Source organism: Pseudomonas sp. NFPP12, assembly GCF_900103205.1.
GTDB lineage: Bacteria > Pseudomonadota > Gammaproteobacteria > Pseudomonadales > Pseudomonadaceae > Aquipseudomonas > Aquipseudomonas protegens.
In genome coordinates this window covers 2,170-18,338 of record NZ_FMWW01000013.1, presented here as the reverse complement: position 1 = coordinate 18,338, position 16,169 = coordinate 2,170, and the positions used below count along the sequence as shown (strand labels likewise).

Below are 16,169 nucleotides of genomic sequence, written 5' to 3'. Positions count from 1 at the left end.
AACCACCTGATCCCATCCCGAACTCAGAAGTGAAACGATGCATCGCCGATGGTAGTGTGGGGTTTCCCCATGTGAGAGTAGGTCATCGTCAAGATCAAATTCCAAAACCCCTGTCTGCTCACGCAGACAGGGGTTTTGTTTTTGTGCGCTATAAAGCCAGGGCTGTGTGGCAGAAGCAGATTGCAGGGTGGATTCAGGGCTTCATCAGCATCGAGTAAGCAGTCATCAAGACCACATTTGTTTGCCCCTTACGCCCTGTTCTTACGCATCTTGCTGCTTCTACGGGCGATTAACTTACGCCACCAGATATAGATGCCGGTCAGTGCCAGCACGGCAATCAGAACGCCCAATAGAGCAATGATCACCTGCCCCGTGGTACCGATGATCCTGCCTCCATGTATGGGCAGTTGCAGTCGGTAGAAGCGCTCTCCGAGGGTGCCTTGCCCCGCTATCTCCTGCCCCAGCAAGCGCCCATCCGTACCGTGGAAGAACAGCCAGGACTTACCATGGGTTTGGCTGTCATGCCGACCAAAACCTGCTCCATAGAAGTTGTATTCAAAGCTGTAATACAACTCACCAATCGTCTCCTTCAAGCCCAGCCGCTGCCCCTCTTCCAGAGCCCGTTCATAGGCCTGTTGATAAGTCAGCCGGGTTATCCCCAGCTCTGCCGCCGGTACTCGTCCCCGAGCTTCATAGACGCTGGGTTCGATGGACGAGAGCAATGACACCACGGGTTTGAACACCTGGCTCGGCAGGTTCATGGCTACGCTACTGATGGCGATCGGCAGCAGTAGCAGCCATAACCACAAGCCTGCGGCGCGATGCAGGTCGAAGTTGAGCCGATAGGCATGGCCGCCCTTGATCTTCCAGGCCGTGGCCCACTTGTGCCAGAACGGCCGTCCACGAGGCAGGGTCAGCAGCAAGGCAACAAAACAGTCGATGACCCAGGCAATGGCCACCAGCCCCATCAACCACAGCCCCCAATTGCCGGGCAGGCTCAGGTTGTAGTGGAACTCCAGCAGAAAAGGCACCAGGTTCTGCCGCTGGAAGCAGCAGGCGCCCCAAAAGCGCTGCCCCTGCTGATGGGCCGTAACCGGGTCCAAGTAAAATACTTGATTGCGCTCGGTATACGGTTGGCCGGTGGCCGGGTCGGTGCGTGGCACCGCTGCCAGCAGCGCGGCATGCCCGGCTTCTTGTGGATATTCCATGTACCAGACCTGCAGCCTCGGGTGCTCGGCCTGAACGCGATCCACCAGTGCGCCGGGGGCCAGCACCGGCCCCTTGCCAGGCGTGTGATAGAACTCGGGGTTGAGCCACTCATCCAGCTCGTGATGAAAGGCCAGGACACTCCCGGTCAGCCCGGCCAGCAGCAGGAACACTGCGGTGGCCAGGCCCATGTAGCGGTGCAATAGAACCAGAATGGCGCGCATGACATTTTCCCGTAGAGACGACAAAGCCAGCGGCTGCTGACAGGCGCTGGCTTTGTTGGCGTCAACCTAGATCAGAACTGGTAGCTCACCGTGGCGGCGACATTGCGCTCTTCGCCCAGGTAGCAGTAGCTCAAGCTTGCACAGGAGGCGACGTAGGACTCGTTGGTCAGGTTGTTGGCATTGAGCCGTACATCCACTCCCTTGAGGCCCAGCTTGCCCAGGTCATAGCCGATGGAGGCATCGAAGAGCGTGTAGGCCGGTACCTTCATGGTGTTCTCGGCATCGGCCCAGCTGTAGCCCACATAGCGCACACCGCCGCCCAAGCGCAGGCCATCCAGCGCCGCGCTGTCGAACTTGTAGTCGGCCCACAGCGATGCCATCTGCCGAGGTGCCTGAGTAGGCGAGTTGCCCTTGTTCTCGATGAGGTTGGTGGCGCTGCTCAGGGTGCTGGTCATCGACTTCGAATACTGGATGTCGGTGAAGGTATAGCTGCCCAGCAGTTTCAGGTTGTCGGTGAGTTGCATGTGGGCTTCCAGCTCCAGCCCCTGGGAGCGAACAGCACCCACCGCACGATAGAAGTTTTCCTGGGGCAGCTTCGACGCCAGGTTCTCCTGGTCGATGCGGAACAACGAGGCAGTGAACAAGTTGTCCGTACCTGGTGGCTGATATTTCAGCCCGACTTCCCATTGAGTGCCGTCGGTAGGTGGCAGCGGATTGCCTGCGCTGTCTGCGTAGGAGTTGGGGTTGAATGACTCGGAATAGCTGACGTAAGGCGCCAGACCGTTATCGAACAGATAGAGCGCGCCCGCACGTCCAGTGAGCTTGGTGCGTTTGTCGCTGATTTCGGTGCCCAGTGGACGCTGGGCTTCAGCCAGGCGGTTTTCATCCGAGGTCTCCACCCAGTCCTGGCGCAGCCCCAGGGAGAAGCGCCATTTGTTCAGCTCGATCAGGTCCTGCAAGTACACGCCGGTCTGTTCCAGGCGCCGCAAATAGCTGGTGTGGCTGTAGTAGTTGATCGTCGAGTTGCCATAGACCGGGTTGAACGCATTGATCGGCTGCAGCGTTCCCTGGTCCCAGTCGACCACGGTCTTGCGCCGTTGATAGTCGGCTCCCAGCAGTAAGGTGTGCTTGACGTCGCCGGTGAGTAGTTCGGCCTGCAGCATGTTATCGACGATGAAGGAGTGGAGCTTCTCATCTCCGCCCGAGTAATAGCGGTTCAGGTCGTTGCTGGTGGCATTGGTCCAGCCATAGGCATAGACCTGGTCGAGCTTCACCTTGGAGTCCAGGTAGCGGAAGTTCTGGCGGGCGGTGAAGGTGTCGTTGAAGCGATGCTCGAACTGATAGCCGAAGGACTGTTGATCGCGCTTGTAGCCATCCACGCCGGGCTCGCCCTCGAAGAAATGCTCAGAAATGCGCTGGCCATTGCGCTGGTTCAGGGTGCCGTTGGCGGGCATGCCGCCGTGGTAGCCGCCATCGGGGTCATTCTGCAAATAGGCCTGGAGCGTCAGGGAGGTGTCTTCACTGAAGTCGATACTCAGGGTCGGCGACAGGGCGAAGCGTTTTTCCTTCGCGTGGTCGAACTGAGTGTCAGACTTGTCCGTCAGGCCGATCAACCGATAGGCAACGCGCTTGTCGTCATCGAGCGGGCCGCTGAAGTCGAACCCCAGGCCCTGTTTGCCCTGGGTGCCCACGGTTGCCTGAATCTGGTGATAGGGCTCGTAGAGAGGCTTTTTGCTGGTCAGGGCCACCAGGCCGCCAGGGGAGCTGCGGCCATAAAGCACCGATGAGGGGCCCTTGAGAATATCCACCCGTTCGAGGAAGTAGGGGTCGACCTGCATGCTGCTGTAGGTGCCGCTGTCACCCATGGACTTGAGGCCATCGAGGTAGATGTTGTCCACCGAACCATCGTTGAAGCCGCGCATCGCTACATAGTCGTAGCGATGGGTGGCGCCATAGGGATTGGTCAGCACGCCGGGGGTGTAGCGCATGGTCTGGGCGACGGTTTGCGCGCCCTGGTCGTCGATCTGTTCACGGGTGACCACCGAGACGCTTTGCGAGGTCTCCAGCAACGCGGTACTGGTCTTGGTGGCGATCTGACTGTGCGTCGCGTTGTAGCCCTCCATGCTGCCCAATGCGTTGCCCAGGGCGAAGCCCTTGACCTCAGTGGCGGGCAGGGTCAGGGCGCTGCCCTGGGGCAGGGGCCGCAGCACGTAGCTGCCGCCGTCCTGGCTGACCGCCTCCAGTCCCGAACCCCGCAGCAGCTGGTTCAGGCCCTGGGGAATGGAGTAGTCGCCCTGGAGCCCGGGGGATTGCCTGCCCTGGGTCAGGGCTGGGGTGGTGGACAGGGTGATCCCGGCCTGCCGGGCGAACTGGTTGAGGGCATCGCCGAGGTTGCCCGGGGCCACGCTGTAGCTGTGACGCGGGGCATCAACAGCCCTATCGGCGGCCAGCACCTGGGGCGCCACTGTGCCGAGACCGATGCTGGAGCACAGCAGGGCGGCGTGGATGGCTTGGCGCAAGGGGCGGGCGCAGGGAGAGCTTGGGCGGGTGTCGCGCAGAGTCATGGTAGGTTCCGTTGAAGTCGCAGGAAGCAGATTGAAGTGCTTACTGACTAAGCCGGACGTCCTGGCAAAACCCGCCAAAAAAAATCACCCCAGTGAATTTCAAGCCACGGGCCCCAAGGTCACCCACCAACGGGTGCGGTAGCGCAACTGCACTGGCAGGGTCTGGGGCAGGATGGCCAGCAACTTGTCGGTGTCTTCCAGGCGGAACACACCTGAAAGGCGCAGATTGCCGACCGCTGCCGAGCAGCCCAGATAGCCATGGCGATAGCGGCCGACCTCCTGGAGGAAGTCGTCCAGGCGCATGTTGCGCGTAACGATCAGGCCATCGGCCCAGGCGCCGACGTCCATCGCCAGGGGGGCCGCAGGTTCGGCCAGGCCATGGCTGATCTGATAGCTCTGACCTGCTTCCACCCGGGCGCTACGGCCATCGGCGGTGTGCGGCGCATGAATGGCCACGCTGCCGTGGGTCACGCTCAGGCGCGTGCAGCGTTCCTCCATGCGCACCACGAAGCGGGCGTCGAAGCCTTCCAGCAGGGCGTGGCGGCTCTCCACCAGCAGCGGGCGGGCAGGGCCGTGATCGGCTCCACAGGACACCATGATCTCGCCCCGGCGCAGTTTGATCAGGCGCTGCTCGGCATTGAAGTTGAGGTCCGCCGCGCTGTCGGTGTTGAGCTCCAGGCGGGTGCCATCGGGCAACTGGAAGCCCCGCTGCTCGCCGACGGCGGTGGCAAAGTCTGCGTTCCATTGTTGCCAGCCCAGCAGATCCTTGCCGACCCAGGCACTGGAGCCCAGGAGCAGGGCGCCACTGAGCAGTTTCAGGGCCTGGCGCCGGTCCAGGCGCTGACTGCTGTGTTCCAGGGTATGCAAGGCCACCTGAGCCCCCGGCACCGAACGCAGGTTGGCCGTGAGTTCCTGCTGCAACGATTGCACCCGCTGCCAGGCCAGTTCGTGCTCCTGGTGCGCCGCCCGCCACAGATCGCACTGTTGCTGCAGCTTGGGGTTGGCACCGTTGTTGCGCAGGCGCAGCAACCAGTTGATTGCTTGCTTGACCACCAGGTGATCGGGATTGGGCTTGAGCGGCAGGCTGGCGGGAAAGTTATCCACAGGCTTCAGCTCTCGTAGCGCAGCAGGTAGCAATGGTAGAGCGCCTGGGCGACATAACGCTCGACGGTACGCAGGGATAGGCCCATCTGCTGAGCAATCTGCTTGTGGGTAAGTTCCTCGCACTGAGCCAGTAGAAAAGCCTGACGTACTTTCGGCTTCAGCCCTTCAAGCATCCGCGCAATGCTTTCCAGCAGCTCCAGAATCAACGCCCGAGCTTCAGCGCCGGGTGTTTCGGCTTCGGGCAAGTGGGCGATGGTTTCCAGATAGGCTCGTTCGATTTCCTCGCGGCGCCAGTGATCGATTACCAGCCCCCGGGCGATGGTGCGTAAAAAAGCCCGGGGGGCCTTGAGTTCCAGGCGTTCAGTTTTCTGCAGCAGGCGTACGAAGGTGTCCTGAGCCAGGTCGGCAGCATCCGCGGCATTGCCCAGGCGCTGGCGCAGCCAGCTGTTGAGCCAGCCATGGTGATGGCTGTAGAGCGTCTGTATGGCGAACTCGGGTGATGACATGGACGCGGATTGCCTGAGTGTCACTAATGATAATTAGTCGCATTGTCATTGAGGCTTTATCGATTTGGCAATAAGCAGCGCACTGTCGGTCATCTGAAAATGTGCCGCGGATGCTCTGGAACACCGTTCGGCGGGATTAGGTAAATTCAGGCGAGTAATTCAGAAAAATCTCTAAGGGTTCGCAGATTCTTGCCGAAAGACTGATAAGACATGCGTGCACCAAAGTAGAGCGGTCAGAGAACATCGCCTGCGCTGTTACATGGAATGTTGCATTACGGACGCATCCCCACTTTCGGCATAAGAAGTCCCATGAAATGAATCTCAAGTTCAGCCATAAAATCCTTTTGGCCGCCTCCGGCGTAGTGGTTCTGGCTTTTGCGTTGTTCACCTTGTACAACGACTACCTGCAGCGAAACACCATCCGACAGAACCTCGAATCCTCTATCCAGCAGGCCGGTGAGCTCACCTCCAGCAGTGTGCAGAACTGGATGAGCGGGCGGATCCTGGTGCTCGAGAACCTCGCGCAGAACGTTGCTCACCAAGGTCAGAACGCAGATTTCCCAGGGCTGGTGGACCAACCGGCCTTTACCTCGAACTTCCAGTTCACCTACGTCGGCCAGGCCAACGGCACCTTCACCCAGCGCCCTGACGCGAAGATGCCCGACGGCTACGACCCGCGTCAGCGCCCCTGGTACAAGCAGGCCGTCGCCGCCGACAAGACCATGCTGACCCCGCCCTACATGGCGGCTGTCGGTGGCCTGGTGGTGACCATCGCCATGCCGGTGAAAAAGCAGGGTGAACTGCTGGGCGTGGTTGGTGGCGACCTGAGCCTGGAAACCCTGGTGAAGATCATCAACTCGGTGGATTTCGGTGGCCTGGGCCACGCCTTCCTCGTCAGTGCCGACGGTCAAGTGATCGTCAGCCCGGACAAGGACCAGGTGATGAAGAACCTCAAGGACATCTACCCCGGCGCCAACGTACGGATCGAAAACGGCAACCAGGAAGTGGTCCTGAACAAACAGGAACGCATCCTCTCCTTCACCCCGGTGACCGGCTTGCCGAATGCCGAGTGGTACATCGGTCTGTCCATCGACAAGGACAAGGCCTACGCACCGCTGAGCCAATTCCGTACTTCCGCCTTGATCGCGATGTTTATCGCCGTGGCGGTGATCGCCGTACTGCTGACCCTGCTGATCCAGGTGTTGATGCGCCCACTGATCACCATGGGCCGTGCGATGCAGGACATCGCCCAGGGCGAGGGCGACTTGACCCGGCGCCTAGTGGTGGAGAGCAAGGACGAATTCGGCGAACTGGGCAGCTCGTTCAACCAGTTCGTCGAGCGGATCCATGCCTCGATTTCCGAAGTGTCCTCGGCCACCCGCCAGGTACACGACCTGTCCCAGCGCGTGATGGCTTCGTCCAACGCTTCGATCATCGGTTCCGACGAGCAGAGCGCCCGCACCAACAGCGTGGCCGCCGCGATCAACGAACTGGGGGCCGCAACCCAGGAAATCGCCCGTAACGCCGCCGATGCCTCGCAGCACGCCAGTGGCGCCAGCGAGCAGGCCGACGACGGTCGCCAAGTGGTGGAACAGACCATCCAGGCCATGACCGAGCTGTCGCAGAAGATCAGCCTGTCCTGCACCCAGATCGAGACCCTGAACGCCAGCACCGACAACATCGGGCACATTCTCGATGTGATCAAGGGCATCTCCCAGCAGACCAACTTGCTGGCCCTCAACGCGGCCATCGAAGCGGCCCGTGCCGGCGAAGCCGGTCGTGGCTTCGCCGTGGTGGCCGACGAGGTGCGCAACCTGGCTCATCGCACCCAGGAGTCGGCGGAAGAGATCCACAAGATGATCACCTCCTTGCAGGTCGGCTCCCGTGAGGCGGTGTCGACCATGAACGCCAGCCAGGCGTCCAGCGAAGAGAGCGTCGAAGTGGCCAACCAGGCCGGCGCGCGGCTGGTCAGCGTGACTCAGCGGATCGGCGAGATCGATGGCATGAACCAGTCGGTGGCGGCGGCGACCGAAGAGCAGACGGCCGTGGTGGAGACCCTCAATGTCGACATCAACCAGATCAATCTGCTGAACCAGCAGGGCGTGGCCAACCTCAACGAAACCCTGAAGGATTGCGATGCCCTGTCGCAGCAGGCCAGCCGCCTGAAGCAGTTGGTGGACAGCTTCAAGATCTGACGTTTCGCGTCACTTTCAAGCCCGCTCCCGCCTCACGGCAGGGCGGGCTTTTTCATGGGGACCGATCAGGCCGGGTGGTCGCCCAGCAGCCCCAGGTGAGTATTGATCACCTGCAACAAGCGCTGGCGCTGGGACTTGATGAAGAAGTGATTGCCGGCCACTTCGATCAGCTCGAACTCGCGGCCGGTGAACTCGCGCCAGTTGAGCATGAGGTTGGCCGTGGCCAGCGGGTCCTCGCTGCCGTAGAAGGCCGTCAACGGCACATCCAGGCAGCCGCTGGAGGTGTCGTACCAGGTTTCGAAAAGCTTCAGGCCGTTGCGCAGCAGGCGTTCGTAGGATTGCAGGTCGTTCTGCCCGCGGGGCATCTCCAGGGGGCTGGCGCCGAGGGTCAGGATCGCCTCGCGAAACGCGGCGATGGGCAGGGAGTGGAGCAAGGGCCGGCGCGGCAGGCTATCCGGGCTGCGACAGCCGGAGACGAACAGGTGGCGGGTCTGCTGGGGAAAGCGTTCCTGGGCATGCTTGCTGGTCTCGTAGGCCAGCAGCGCGCCCAGGCCGTGGCCGAACAGCGCATGGGGCTCGCCGAGCCAGGGGTCGAGGGCGGTGAAGGTGTTTTCCAGCAGGCTGGGCCAGTTGTCGCAGGGCGCTTCGTCACGGCGCGGACCGTGCCCCGGCAGGTTGAGCACCACCAGCTCGATATGATCGGCCAGGCCACTGGACCAGACCCGCATTTGCTCGGCTGCCGCCCCGGCCTGGGGAAAGCAGATCAGGCGGATCCGGGTGGCTTGCCCGGGTTTGATCACCAGCGTCCATTGTCGGGTGTCGGTGTACACAGCTTTTCCTTAAGCAAGTGGGCCGGCACTGCGCCGGCCAGAGGCAGCCTGAAGAGGGCGTCGCAGTCTGCGGATGGTTTCTAACATAGTGCCTGTCGTCCGTGAAGGCACGCGTGTGCCGGGCCGGGCGGGCGGTTGCTGTTCGTCGCCGGAACGCGGCTTGCGGCTATGCTCTGAATGTTTCGCGCCGGCTCTTTTCCGGCGGCTGGTGATTGTAAGGTGCCATTGTTTTTTGCCGGGCCAGCCTTCACCATCAGCCGATTTACGATAGCTCCCATGGACGCATTGCATTGGCGGCACGTTTAGCTCTTTCTCGGACCCTGCGCTGGTTCTGCGCGGCATTGCTGCTGGCCGGCGCACTGCTGGGCAGCCTGCACGCCGACTGGGATTTCTCCCTGATCAGCCGCCGTGCCACGGCGCTCTACGGTCCGCTGGGCGAAGGGCAGCCGCGCATCGATGCCTGGCAGCACCTGCTGGCCACGCAAAAGCAGGTGCCCGAGCGCGAACAGTTGAAGGTGGTCAACCTGTTCTTCAACAAGAACATGCGCTACGTGGAAGACATCGATCTGTGGCACCAGGTGGATTATTGGGAAACGCCGATCGAGGCATTGTGGAAGGGCGCCGGCGATTGCGAGGACTACGCGATCGCCAAGTATTTCAGCCTGCGCCACCTCGGGGTTTCCAGTGACAAACTGCGCATCACCTACGTCAAGGCCCTGCGCCAGAACCGTGCGCACATGGTCTTGACCTACTATTCCAGCCCGGAGGCCATGCCTCTGGTGCTCGACAGCCTGGAAGACTCGATCCGCCCGGCCAGCGAGCGCACCGACCTGTTGCCGGTGTACTCCTTCAATGCCGAGGGTCTGTGGCTGCCCGGGGCCAAGGGCAACAAGCGGGTGGGCGACACCAAGCGCCTGTCCCGTTGGCAGGACGTGTTGAAAAAAATGCAGGCCGAAGGTTTTCCGGTCGAGACGACTAACTAGGAGCACGAGCTCAGATGTCTTTGTTCAAACAACTGTTGATCGCAATCTGTGTGTTCCTGGTGGTCGCCTTCAGCGGCAGCTTCATGGTCAGCCTGGAAAGCTCGCGCACCCAGTATGTCAATCAGCTGCGCTCCCACGCCCAGGATGCCGCCACTGCCCTGGCGCTGTCGCTGACGCCGAACATCGACGACCCGGCGATGGTCGAGCTGATGGTCAGCTCGATCTTTGACAGTGGCTACTACGCCAGTATCCGGGTGGTGGACCTGGCCACCGACAAGACCCTTGTCGAGCGCAGCGGCATCCCGGAAGTCGGCAACGTGCCCCATTGGTTTGTCAGCCTGATCGGCCTGGAACCGGCGGGTGGCGATGCCATCGTCAGTCGCGGCTGGGAACAGGCGGCACGGGTCGAGGTGCTCAGCCACCCGATGTTCGCCGTGGCCAAGCTCTGGCAAAGCGCCCTGGGCAGCCTGGGCTGGCTGTTGATCTGCGGTGCGGTGAGCGCGGTGCTCGGCGCCCTGCTGCTGCGGCGCCAGCTCAAGCCGTTGGACTACATGGTCCAGCAGTCCCACGCCATTGCCCGTCGTGAATTCCTCAGCCTGCCGCAATTGCCCCGGACTCCGGAGCTGCGGCGGGTGGTGCAGGCCATGAACCAGATGGTCGAGAAGCTCAAGGCGCTGTTCCAGGAGCAGGCCGAGCGTAGCGAGAAACTGCGCACCGAGTCCTATCAGGACAGCCTGACCGGGCTGGCCAACCGGCGTTATTTCGAAATGCAGCTGCACGCCCGCGTAAGCAACCCCGAGCAGGCCAGTTCCGGCTACCTGCTGCTGTTGCGGGTCAAGGACCTGGCCGGGCTGAACCAGCGCCTGGGCGGCCAGCGCACCGACCAGTTGCTCAAGGCGGTGGGTGAACAACTGCTGCGCGAGTGCGACAAGTACCCGGAAACCCACAACCTGGTCACCCGGGTCCGTGGTGGCGAGTTCGCGGTGCTGGCGCCGGGGCTGGTGCGTGAGGAAGCCATCCAGCTGGCCCAGAGCCTGGACAGTGCCCTGGGCAACCTGCACGCCACCGGCGCCACCGATGTTGCCTCAGTGGCCTCCATCGGCCTGGCGGCGTTTGCTCACGGTGATTCGCCGCAAGCGGTGCTGAGCCTCGGCGACCAGGCCCTGGCCCAGGCCGAAGCCCAGGGTGACACCAGCTGGGCCTGCCTCGATCAAGGCGCCAGTGCCCAGGTCGGGGATGACCACCATGGCTGGCACCGGCTGTTGGACCGGGCGCTGTCGGAGCAGCACTTCCAGCTGTACTTCCAGCCGGTGGTGGCCGCTCGAGACACCCACCTGGTGCTGCACTACAAAGTGCTGTCGCGGCTGCTGGATGAACTGGGCCAGACCATTCCGGCCGGGCGTTTCCTGCCGTGGCTGGAGCGTTTCGGCTGGACCTCGCGCCTGGATCTGCTGATGCTCGAACAGGTGCTGAGACAGATGGCGAGCCACGAAGACTGCCTGGCGCTGAACCTGTCGGCGGCGACCCTGGCGGACCCGCACGCCCTGAATCGGGTGTTCGAGATCCTCCGCCAGCATTCCGACCTGGGCCCGCGCCTGACCCTGGAGATCGGTGAAGAGCAATTACCCGAGCAGGCCATGCTGGAACAGCTGACCCGGCGCCTGCGCGAGCTGGGTTTCTCCCTCAGCCTGCAACGCTTCGGTGGGCGCTTCAGCATGATCGGCAACCTGGCGCGCCTGGGGCTGGCGTACCTGAAGATCGATGGCAGCTACATCCGCGACATCGATCAGGAAAGCGACAAGCGCCTGTTTATCGAAGCCATCCAGCGCGCGGCCCACAGCATCGACCTGCCGCTGATTGCCGAACGGGTCGAGACCGAGGGCGAGCTGCAGGTGATTCGCGAGATGGGCTTGTACGGGGTGCAGGGCCAGCTGTTCGGCGAGCCGGCCCCCTGGGGTTGAAACCACTTTCGCCGGCGAGCCGGCTCCTACAGTAGGAGTCGGCTGGCGAAAAGGGTTCAGATCAGTCCGGTTTCATCGTCATTGATCAACCGGCTCAAACCGCCCAGCGCCTCGCGGGCCTGGGTGCGGTCCATCAGCTTGGCCTGGGCCGCGGCCGGCAGGTCGGTGATGCGGATCACGCCCTTGAGGGTCAGGAGCTGGATCAGGTCGTCCAGCACCCGGATCATTTCCAGGTCGCTTTGCTTGAGTTGCTTGAGACTGACTTCCACCGCCTCGTTGGCGTACCAGGTCTGGATCTCGTGGTGGTCGGCGGGCAGCGTCTCGGTGGCCTCGGCGTAAGCGGCGGCTTCCACGCGAATCAGCTGGCCCTGTGCATCGCGTTGCACGTAGAACATGGCGAATCCCTCAGGCATGTGTTTCCGGCGTCAGGCAGGCAGCAGCATAGGCCAACGCAGCATTCAGAGCGCGAGTATGCGGTGCGCCGCGGCGCTCGTCACGCCGCGGGCTGCCTGCCGGGGCCCGGCGACCACCCTGGGGGTGGCCGCTAGGGACCGGTCAGCTGTTGTTGTGATCGATCTTGATGGTCGGGTCGCTGCCGGCGATCAACGAATTGATGTTGGCGTTGGACCAGTTGTTGCCTTCCAGCTTGATCGTCACGTCGGCGTTGGCCAGGCCCCCGGCGGCGTTGAGCTTGCCCTCGGAGCTGACCTGCAGGGTCGAGACCCCGTCCACGGTGGTGATCTTGAGGAAGTTGTCGATGGTGCTGGCGCTCTCGCCCTGCAGCAAGTCACGCAGGTCGATGCGGTCGCCTTCGCTGGCCTTGAAATCCTTGATCACGTCGTTGCCGGTGTCGCCGGCCTTCCAGACGAAGGTGTCGGCACCCGAACCGCCGATCAGGATATCGTTGCCCTTGCCACCGATCAGGGTGTCGTTGCCGGTACCCCCCAGCAGGATGTCATTGCCCTTGCCGCCGTCCAGCAGGTCGTTGCCGCCCTGGCCGAAGAGAATGTCATTGCCGGCACCGCCCAGCAGGGTGTCGTTGCCGTCGTGGCTGCCAGACACATCGAACTCGGTGTAGTGCTCGGTGATGTACTGGTGCACGTTGCTGGTGGTGACCTTGCTCACGTCGATCCCGGTCTGCTTGGCCACATAGGCCTGCATGGCCTGGTAGCCCTCGCCTGCGACGCCGTTGAAGCTCACCAGGTCGCCGAACAGGATGTCGTTGCCGTCGCCGCCGCTGACCTTGTCGGCCCCCGGCATGGTCGCTTCGGTGTGGCCGATGATCGAGTTGGCCAGGTCGTTCGGGTCGATGTTGGTCTGCGGCTTGCCGTCGCTGTCGTAGGGCTTGAGGTCGTTGAGGCTGACACCACTGTTGATGCCGATGGCTTCGACGTTCGACAGGCCGCTGAGCAGGGCAAAGCCGCTGTTGGAGTTGATGGTGGTGTAGTAGTCGGTGCTGCTGCCGGAGCCGGCCAGGTTCGACAGCTCGTAGGTACCGTCGCCCTGGGCGTGCAGGGTGCCCAGGGTCTTACTGCTCCAGCCCCAGCCATTGGTGTAGGTCTGCAGGACCACCGAACCGCTAGAGTTCACGGAGAGGTAGTGGGTGTTGTCGATGTAGCTGCTGAAGGTATCCCCCAGCTTGTAGTTGCTGGTAGTCACCACATCGTCGAGGCGCACGTTGCCGTACAGCGTCGGGTTGGTCTGCTCGCCGCTCTGGTAGTAGGTCGGCTGACCGTCGGTGATGAAGTAGGTCAGGTTGGTGGCGTTGCTGTTGCCGGTGGCCTGGCTGCTCTGGAAGAAGTTGGCCGTGGCCTTGAACACGTCTTCATAGTTGGTACCGCCGCCGGACGTCATCGAATCCAGCACTGCCTTGAGCTGGGCCAGGGCATTCGGGTCGTTGAGGTTAACCGATACCGACTTGTTGACCTGGGTATCGAAGTCGGCGAGGAAGATGTTCACCGTCCCCGAGCTGCTGCCGCCGATGCTGTTCTTCAGGGTATTGAACACCGAGGTCAGGGAGTTCTTGGCCGCGGTGATCGAGGCGCTGCTCATGCTGCCGGAACTGTCCACCATGAAGGCGATGTTGTAGTTGGTGCCCGGGACCACGGTCAGGCCGCCGATGTCGGCAACCACGATGTCGTTGCCGTCGGTGCCGGTAACGGTGTCGTCGCCAGAGGTGGCGACCACCGAGTTGTAGACCGCCGGGTAGACCTTGACCGGGATCTGCGCCGAAGTGCTGGCAGAGCCGCCCAGGGACTCGGTGGAGGTCGAGGTCACGTTCAGGTTGAAGGTGCCGTTGTAGTACGGCGGCGGCGTGACCGTCAGGTTGCCCAGGTTCCAGCCGGTGACGTTGGCTTCACCGGAAGTCGCGGTGGCGGTGAAGGTGTGCCCGGCACCATCGCTGAGCACCGAGCCTGCCGGAATGCCGCTGATCTTCACGCTGAGGGTTTCCGAGCCGTCGGTATCGGTCAGGCCGGTGGTGATCTTCGACAGATGCACGCTGCCGCCTTCGCCGCCCTCGTTGAGCTTGTAGCCGTCGTAGTAGCCTTCACCGTTGGTGCCGTGCAGGTCGGACACCGAGACTCCGGCGTTGGTCAGGTCGGTGATGCCGGTGTACAGCGGCACGCCGGCGTTGCTCAGGTCCACCGCAGCCCCGCCGTTGACCGAGAGGTTGACGTCGTAGTTGCCTACGCCGTTCTGGTTGTGATGGTAGATATCGATGGTGTAGTAACCGCTGGTGGTCGGGGTGAAAGTACCGTTGAGGTTACCGCCGGCGCCCCAGGTGGTGCTGGCCACGTTCTTGCCGCCGATGGTCACCAGCAGGCTGTCGTCGCCGGTGCCGGAGAAGGTATAGGCCTTGCCTGCTTCCAGGTAGATCAGGCCTGAGGTCTTCGACGCGGTGCCCGGCGTGATGTTGCCGTCGGACTGGACGTTGGTCGCCAGGCTGCTGCTGTTGGGTGTGCCGGCAGCGTCGATCACCGATTTCAGAGTGCTGGCGGAAGCGCCGCTGCCGTCGGTGCCCAGGCCGCTGAGGTTGGTCCAGACTTCCTTGAGCAGGCCCACCGAATTCACGCTGTTGCCGGCCACGCTCAGGGTCGGCGCATCGGCTACCGGGGTGATGTCGACGGTTACCGTGCCGGTGTTGCCCAGGGCCTGACCGTCGGTTGGCTGGAACTTGATCTGGGCGTAATCGGCTTGCTGGTTGCCCACGCCGTTGCCGCCGTAGCCATTGGTTCCGGATTCGTTGGCGTCCGGTGTGAAGCGCAGTTTTCCGGCATCGATATCGGCCTTGCTGAAGGTCTGGTTGTTGGCCACATCCTTCCAGGTCGAACCGTCCAGGTATTGCAGTTTGCCGTCGCTGGGCAGCTGGGTGATCTTCACGCCGAGGCTGGACGCCGGGCTGTCAACGTCGCTGACGCCGAAGTTCGACCAGGTCAGTGCCAGCGGGGTGTCTTCGTTGCCGGTCACGGCGCCGCCAGTGGCGGTTGGGGCGTCGTTCACCGCCACCACGTTGACCGTGGTAGTGGCGACGTTGGAGTAGTTGCCGCCGTCGGTCACGGTCACGGTGATGGTCCGTGGCGTGGTGCTCGGGTCTTCACTGTTGTTGGTGAAGGTGATGTTCTTGATCTGCTGCATGTAGTCGGCGAGCGTCGCGCTGCCCGACAGGGTCAGGGTGATCGAACCGTCCTTGCTGTTGGCATTGATGGTGATGCCGTTGACGCTGTTGCCCAGGTTCAGCGAGTCCCCCGGCTGGCGGTTGGTCAGCACGATGGTGGCGCCGGTGAGCAGGGTGCTGTCCGGGTCGGTGATGCTCAGGTCGGTGTCGGCGATCGACACGCCGGGGCCTGTGGTGCCTTCGGTGAAGGTGACCTTGTAGTCGGCCCCGGTAGCACCGCTGGAGTTGTTGGCATCCAGGTCGATGACCGGCGGAGCGTCGTTATCGATGATCGAGGTAGTGACGCTGTTGTTGCTGCCCACCACCAGGTTCTCGAAGTTGCCGCCAGTGGCCGAGTCGATCTTGACCGTGAAGTTCTCGGTGCCTTCGGTGATCTTGTCGTCAATGGTGGCGACGTTGAAGGTGGCGCTGCTGGCGCCGGCCGGGATCTTCACGGTGTATACGCCGCTGAAGTCCGAACCGTCGGTGGCGGTGCCGCTGTAGCTGATCTTCAGGGTGACTTCGGTCTGCGCCGGGTGAGTCAGGCTCACGGTGTAGCTGGCGGTCTGGCCTTCGGTGACCGAGGCGCTGCCGCTGATACCCACCGAAGTGGTGTCCAGTGTATCGGTGACGTTGGTCACCGCTGGCGTGGTGTCCGTGACCAGCTTCTCGAAGTTGCCGCCAGTGGCGTTGGTGATGGTGGCGTTGACCTTGCCTGCGTCGATGTAGACGTCGTCTGCCGGCGCCGCAACGGTGACCGTCCCGGTGGTTTTCCCGGCCTCGATATGGATCACCGAACCGTTGCTCAGGGTCACGGTCACCGGAGTACCGGCGGCGTTGGTCAGGGTGGCGGTGTAGGTGATCTGGCCGCCCTCAGCGACGGTGCCAGTGGCAGTCAGGCTGACGCTGGTGGTGTCGACGGTATCGGTCACGGTGGTGCT

The 16,169-nt window shown here is 62.6% G+C and carries 10 protein-coding genes and 1 rRNA gene; 4 read left to right on the top strand and 7 right to left on the bottom strand.

The window, feature by feature from the left end; translation table 11 throughout:
• A 5S ribosomal RNA gene (rrf, locus tag BLS75_RS31665) occupies nt 1-94 on the top strand; the annotation flags it as partial.
• Between the two features lie 154 nt (nt 95-248).
• Here the strand turns inward: rrf and BLS75_RS31660 are convergent.
• The 4 genes from BLS75_RS31660 to BLS75_RS31645 all read right to left on the bottom strand — a co-directional run bounded on the left by BLS75_RS31660 (nt 249) and on the right by BLS75_RS31645 (nt 5,604).
• Nucleotides 249-1,430 carry a PepSY-associated TM helix domain-containing protein gene (locus tag BLS75_RS31660; RefSeq protein WP_072453181.1) on the bottom strand — a complete coding sequence of 394 codons (1,182 nt, stop codon included), beginning with the start codon at nt 1,428-1,430 and terminating at the stop codon, nt 249-251.
• Between the two features lie 71 nt (nt 1,431-1,501).
• Nucleotides 1,502-3,994 carry a TonB-dependent siderophore receptor gene (locus BLS75_RS31655; protein WP_072453179.1) on the bottom strand — a complete coding sequence of 831 codons (2,493 nt, stop codon included), beginning with the start codon at nt 3,992-3,994 and terminating at the stop codon, nt 1,502-1,504.
• A 99-nt stretch (nt 3,995-4,093) separates the two neighbouring features.
• Complete coding sequence (locus tag BLS75_RS31650; protein ID WP_072453177.1) at nt 4,094-5,098, bottom strand: DUF4880 domain-containing protein; 1,005 nt, start codon at nt 5,096-5,098, stop codon at nt 4,094-4,096.
• A gap of 5 nt (nt 5,099-5,103) precedes the next feature.
• Nucleotides 5,104-5,604, bottom strand: a complete 501-nt coding sequence (locus BLS75_RS31645) for a sigma-70 family RNA polymerase sigma factor (protein WP_072453175.1) — start codon at nt 5,602-5,604, stop codon at nt 5,104-5,106.
• 314 nt (nt 5,605-5,918) lie between these two features.
• Between BLS75_RS31645 and BLS75_RS31640 the strand changes: the two genes are divergently transcribed.
• Entirely contained in the window at nt 5,919-7,799 is a 1,881-nt protein-coding gene (locus BLS75_RS31640) for a methyl-accepting chemotaxis protein (protein ID WP_011058509.1), read from the top strand.
• A 65-nt stretch (nt 7,800-7,864) separates the two neighbouring features.
• On the opposite strand, the gene BLS75_RS31635 is transcribed toward BLS75_RS31640, so the two are convergent.
• On the bottom strand, nt 7,865-8,629 hold the full coding sequence (locus BLS75_RS31635) for a thioesterase II family protein (RefSeq protein WP_011058510.1): 765 nt from the start codon (nt 8,627-8,629) through the stop codon (nt 7,865-7,867).
• Nucleotides 8,630-8,919: 290 nt separating this feature from the next.
• On the opposite strand from BLS75_RS31635, the gene lapG reads away from it, so the two are divergent.
• Entirely contained in the window at nt 8,920-9,612 is a 693-nt protein-coding gene (gene lapG, locus BLS75_RS31630) for a cysteine protease LapG (protein WP_011058511.1), read from the top strand.
• A gap of 14 nt (nt 9,613-9,626) precedes the next feature.
• Complete coding sequence (lapD, locus tag BLS75_RS31625) at nt 9,627-11,573, top strand: cyclic di-GMP receptor LapD (protein ID WP_072453173.1); 1,947 nt, start codon at nt 9,627-9,629, stop codon at nt 11,571-11,573.
• Nucleotides 11,574-11,629: 56 nt separating this feature from the next.
• Here the strand turns inward: lapD and BLS75_RS31620 are convergent, their stop codons facing one another.
• Together BLS75_RS31620 and BLS75_RS31615 are read right to left on the bottom strand one after the other, a co-directional pair.
• Nucleotides 11,630-11,968 carry a hypothetical protein gene (locus tag BLS75_RS31620; protein ID WP_011058513.1) on the bottom strand — a complete coding sequence of 113 codons (339 nt, stop codon included), beginning with the start codon at nt 11,966-11,968 and terminating at the stop codon, nt 11,630-11,632.
• 160 nt (nt 11,969-12,128) lie between these two features.
• The coding region (locus BLS75_RS31615) for an immunoglobulin-like domain-containing protein (protein WP_143031452.1) at nt 12,129-16,169 on the bottom strand (4,041 nt) is incomplete at its 5' end.

Bases quoted from the DNA above. Each gene is read 5' to 3' on its own strand.
- BLS75_RS31645 (WP_072453175.1), bottom strand. From the start codon at position 5,604: ATGTCATCACCCGAGTTCGCCATACAGACGCTCTACAGCCATCACCAT.
- BLS75_RS31620 (WP_011058513.1), bottom strand. From the start codon at position 11,968: ATGTTCTACGTGCAACGCGATGCACAGGGCCAGCTGATTCGCGTGGAA.
- BLS75_RS31660 (WP_072453181.1), bottom strand. From the start codon at position 1,430: ATGCGCGCCATTCTGGTTCTATTGCACCGCTACATGGGCCTGGCCACC.
- BLS75_RS31640 (WP_011058509.1), top strand. From the start codon at position 5,919: ATGAATCTCAAGTTCAGCCATAAAATCCTTTTGGCCGCCTCCGGCGTA.
- lapD (WP_072453173.1), top strand. From the start codon at position 9,627: ATGTCTTTGTTCAAACAACTGTTGATCGCAATCTGTGTGTTCCTGGTG.
- BLS75_RS31655 (WP_072453179.1), bottom strand. From the start codon at position 3,994: ATGACTCTGCGCGACACCCGCCCAAGCTCTCCCTGCGCCCGCCCCTTG.